The organism is uncultured Chryseobacterium sp. (assembly GCF_913776365.1).
GTDB lineage: Bacteria > Bacteroidota > Bacteroidia > Flavobacteriales > Weeksellaceae > Chryseobacterium.
In genome coordinates, this window is the sequence record NZ_CAJYMO010000223.1 from 1 (window position 1) to 4,544 (window position 4,544).

5 protein-coding genes are annotated in these 4,544 nt (G+C 46.8%); all 5 read right to left on the reverse strand.

The genetic code is table 11. From position 1 onward, the window contains the following. Positions 1–627, reverse strand: a 627-nt coding sequence (locus QZ735_RS11480; RefSeq protein WP_294248404.1) for an MFS transporter, incomplete at its 3' end; no start/stop codon positions are given. Positions 628–690: 63 nt separating this feature from the next. Further along, positions 691–1,692 (reverse strand): aldo/keto reductase, encoded by a 1,002-nt coding sequence (locus QZ735_RS11485; RefSeq protein ID WP_294248407.1) that lies wholly within the window; start codon positions 1,690–1,692, stop codon positions 691–693. A gap of 86 nt (positions 1,693–1,778) precedes the next feature. Beyond that, positions 1,779–2,678 carry a helix-turn-helix transcriptional regulator gene (locus QZ735_RS11490; protein WP_294248410.1) on the reverse strand — a complete coding sequence of 300 codons (900 nt, stop codon included), beginning with the start codon at positions 2,676–2,678 and terminating at the stop codon, positions 1,779–1,781. Positions 2,679–2,994: 316 nt separating this feature from the next. Beyond that, the gene (locus QZ735_RS11495; protein ID WP_294248413.1) at positions 2,995–3,417 is read right to left on the reverse strand and encodes a hypothetical protein; all 423 of its coding nucleotides are present in this window, start codon (positions 3,415–3,417) and stop codon (positions 2,995–2,997) included. Between the two features lie 225 nt (positions 3,418–3,642). Next, a partial coding sequence (locus tag QZ735_RS11500) for an MBL fold metallo-hydrolase (RefSeq protein ID WP_294248415.1) occupies positions 3,643–4,544 on the reverse strand: 902 nt, incomplete at its 5' end.

Below are 4,544 nucleotides of genomic sequence, written 5' to 3' on the forward strand. Positions count from 1 at the left end.
TTCATATTCTTTCAGGAGGAACTCCACATGAAAGGGATTCCTTTTCTTCAGGGTTTCACCGGAAAAAATCAGTTCCAGCAGGAAAAGCAGGAGGCTGTACCCGGCTAACACATAGAAATTGGACTGCCAGCCGAAACTCTTCTGCAGGTAGCCTCCGATGAACGGTGCAATAATAGGACCTACCGACCACACGATCGTCATGATGCTCAGGTAATGCTTCCGTTCCTCCCCTTCATAGACATCCACAAAAAATGCCCGTTTTGAAACCACGGCAAATCCTGACAGGATCCCCTGCAAGATACGCATCGCATAGATGACCAGTATATTCTGGGTGGTAGCGGTAATCAGGAAAGAAACCACAAACAGGGCCAGTGAGGCCATGGAAACCTTGTACCGCCCGAAAGAATCCACAATGCTGCCGGCAAAAAACTGGGTAAGCCCGTAGCTGATCAGGAATATGGATAAAGTGAGCTGTATGCGGCTTTCCGGCTGCTGCAGCTCGGTGGCCATGCTGGGCATGGAAGGCAGGTAAATGTCCGTGGCAAGACCGGACATCGGGATAACGGCAAATGCCAGTACCGTGGCAATAAACTTATTTTTCTCTTTCAGGGTAACCATTGTATTCATTCTTCTTAATCAAAAAGATCAGCTTCCGGAGCTGTCCGGAAGCTGATGATAAAATTTTCTCTGTTAATTATTAACCAGCTTCATGGAGCCTTCACTGTATCTTTCACCCACATCCGGATATTTTTTCAGGATCGAATCAATGATGGCCAGATCTTCCGCGGAAAGTTCAATCCCGGCAGCTGCTATATTTTCTTCGAGATAGCTGATTCTTTTTGTTCCCGGGATCGGGATGATGTCGCTTCCCTGGTTCAGCACCCACGCAAGTGCCAGCTGTGTGCCTTTCACTCCTCTGGCTGCTGCAAATTCATTGATTTCCCTGGCCAGGTTCCGGTTGTTCTCCAGGTATTTTTCCTGATACCGCGGAAGGGATTTCCTGAAATCGTCGTCACCGAACGTTTGGGACTCATTGATGTTTGAAAATAAACCTCTTGCTAGCGGGGAATAAGGCACCAGTGTAATTCCCAGCTCCCTGATCACCTCCAGGATGCCGTTTTCCACATCACGGGTCAGCAGTGAATATTCCGACTGCAGCGCGGTGATGGGATGTATGGCATGCGCTTTCCTGATGGAAGCAGCGGAAGCCTCGGACAAGCCCAGGTATTTTACCTTTCCTGCCTTTACAAGTTCTGCCATGGCGCCTACCGTTTCCTCAACGGGAATATGCGGGTCTACCCTATGGGCATAGTAAAGGTCGATTTCGTCAATCTTAAGGCGCTGAAGGCTGGCATCAACCGCCTGTCTGATCCATTCCGGCGAACCATCGAAGTAGGTGCCGGGTGCCCCGCTGTGGCCGGCTTTTCCGTCCCGGAACCTGAACCCGAATTTGGTGGCGATAAAGATTTTCTCCCGGTTCGGAACCAATACCCGGGAGATCAGTTTTTCATTTTCACCATTGGCATACATATCGGCCGTATCCCAGAAATTAACGCCCAGGTCAAGGGCTTTGTGAAGAGTACTGATGCTTTCCTGTTCATCGGCAGGACCATAGGCGAAGCTCATTCCCATGCACCCCAGGCCGATGGCTGACAGCTCTTTTCCTGTGTTTCCAAGTGTTCTGAATTTCATAAGCGTTATGATTTATTTGAATACAACAAAATTAATATGCCCATGCATCCGCAGTGCTATAGAATTCAAACGAAGAATTATAAAAATCAAACAACCGGAATTCTTACGGCGTTGGGCGTTGTACCGGTGTGCTTTTTAAAATAGTTTGTAAAATAGGCCGGCTCTTCGAAACCCAAACCATAAGCAATCTCCGAAATGTTCCAGTCCGTATGCCTCAGCAATGCGTAGGCCTCGTGGATGATTCTCAAAGCAATCTGCTGCCCCGTGGTTTTCCCGGTAATTTCCTTCACAGAGCGGTTCAGGGAATTGACATGGACGGAAAGGCTTTCGGCATAGTCCGTCGGGGTCTTCAGTCTCAGGTACCTTTCCGGGCTGTCGATCGGGAACTGGCGTTCGAGCAGCTCCATAAACAGCGAGGCGATCCTTTGCGAAGCGTTCTGGTAAGGCTGGAAATTTTCAGCAGGATCCATTTTCATCGTTTCATGAACCAGCAGGTGGAGGTAGGCCCTGAGCAGATCATATTTGTGCAGGTAATCCGAACGGATCTCCTGCATCATCTTGGTGAAAATGCCGTTCACTTCCCGCTGCTGTTCTTCATTCACAAAGAAAACAGGGGCGCTCCCCACCCTGAACAGCCGGGAATCATGAAGATCACCGAGCCTGCTTCCGTTGTGAAGGAACTGATCGGTAAACAGGCAGAAAAAACCTTTCTGGTTTTCATCCTCCGCTTCCCAGGAATAAGGAATCAAAGGATTGGAAAAAAGAACGGCCGGCCGGTCCACGGATATCCATTTATCCGCATAATGAAGCCTTCCCTTTCCGATGATCAGTGAAATTTTATAATAATCCCTCCTGCTGTACGGTGTAATGGAGGAGCAGTGATCCCTTGAAAAAACATTGAAGTGACCGAGCCCGGGAGTCTTCTGACAATTGAAACGCTCGGCATTACGTTCATAAAAACCCTGTATTGTTTCTCGTGATTCCATTAACCAAAGTTATAAAATTCAAACGGAATATAACAGATGTATAATAAAAAACGGGAAACCGGTAAAAGAATGCTTGTACATTCAGCAGCCTGCCGGTACGGAATTTACCGGTAACAGCCATGATGCTTTCAGAGGGTCTGTACTTTCAGATTACCCGGGCCTGATGTAAAACTGAAGATACGATAAAAACAGCAAGTTTATTTCATCCACCTTTCTCTAAACAGGTTATCACATCATCACCCATACGTTTTATGAAGACGGAAGTAAACGGCAATAAAAAATGACTGATCGTTACATCAGCCATTGTTCATATTTTTTAATGGGGCTTTTTTCCTTTATGAGGATGGTGGGCCTTTACTTTCTTAGTCATGTGCTTGTACCGTTTATCATTATTCTTGTTCCGGTTGTAGACTGCCGTGGGATTCTGTCCTTTGTAATATCTGTTTTTGAATTTGGCATACTTCTCTTTTCCCAGGATCCTCTCCATTTCGCCATACCGGTCATCCCGCCACCTTCCCGGGTCATTGGCGTAGGTCCTGTTCCACGAATCATAATTGCCGTATCTGTCATTCAGGGAATATAGCTGGTCTGCCTGTGACGTGTTGAGAAGAAGTTCCGAAATCACATTCTGCCAGTTGATATCGGTAATACTTCTCTGGTAATCGGTATAATCAAGTGATTGTGCATGGCTGAAGGCAAACGTTCCGGTCACCATGGCTGCTATCAATAATTTTTTCATAAGATCAAATTTTTATCTATTTCCGATAGAATTTCCAATTGAAGTGCCAGATCAAAATCTTTTGGCGTTAAATAATGTTAATATTCAATATCATTGTCATCATTACCATGATGAATGCATTCTGTTCTTATGGATTGATCTGAGATAAAAATGATGATCCTTAAAGTGCGCAGATAACGCTAGATGCTTTATCATGAAATACCATATGAAAATCGGTTGTGCAGATCAGTCCTGCCACCACCTTTTGAACTGATGCACTGAACTGTTAATATCTACAGGCTCACCAATCATCGGCGTAAGAATATTCAGCTGGTTTTCCTTCCCCAGGCGCGCAATGTTCTCCAGAGGTTCATTCCAGGGATGCAGGGCCAGCGCAAATTTCGAAGAATGGACAGGGATGATATTTTCAGCTTTCAGATCGATGCTGGCCTGTATCACATCTTCCGGCAGCGTATGAATGTATTTCCACGCCTCATTGTATTGTCCGTTTTCAAGAATGGCATAGTCGAAAGGGCCGTATTTCTCACCGATCATTTTGAAATGAGAATCATAACCGCTGTCCCCGCCCAGAAATATGTTCCGGTGAGCAGTCTTAAGCACATAGGAGGTCCAGAGCGTGGCATTCCTTCTCATTTTACGTCCTGAGAAATGCCGTGCCGGCGTAAAAGTGATGCTGATGCTGTTCTTAAGCATTACTTCGCTTCCCCATTCCTCTTCAATCAGCTGTTCCGGGCTGTATCCCCAGCGTTCCAGATGGGCGCCAACACCCAAAGGGAGAATGACCTGTCCCACGCGGCTGCGGATGGCCTTTACCGTAGGATAATCCAGATGGTCATAATGGTCATGTGTAATGACCAGGTAATCCACCTGCGGAATGTCATCGGGCCTGAAAAGATCGGCTCCCCCGAAAGCTTTATTGAAAAACCTGAACGGCGAACCGTAGGGGCTCAGCACGGGATCTATCAGGAAAGACGTTCCGTCCACCCGCAGGTAGTAGGAAGAATGGCCCAGCCATACGAAAACATCCTCTTTCCCGGTGATCTGTTTCAGATCCGTACGGATGGCCGGAATATCGTGTAGCGGCCGGATCAGCGGGTTTTTCTTTTTGAAAAAGAAATCAAACATCA

What these genes read in the sequence shown, in the direction of transcription:
- QZ735_RS11490 (WP_294248410.1), bottom strand. Translation starts at nt 2,678, where the DNA reads ATGGAATCACGAGAAACAATACAGGGTTTTTATGAACGTAATGCCGAG.
- QZ735_RS11485 (WP_294248407.1), bottom strand. Translation starts at nt 1,692, where the DNA reads ATGAAATTCAGAACACTTGGAAACACAGGAAAAGAGCTGTCAGCCATC.
- QZ735_RS11495 (WP_294248413.1), bottom strand. Translation starts at nt 3,417, where the DNA reads ATGAAAAAATTATTGATAGCAGCCATGGTGACCGGAACGTTTGCCTTC.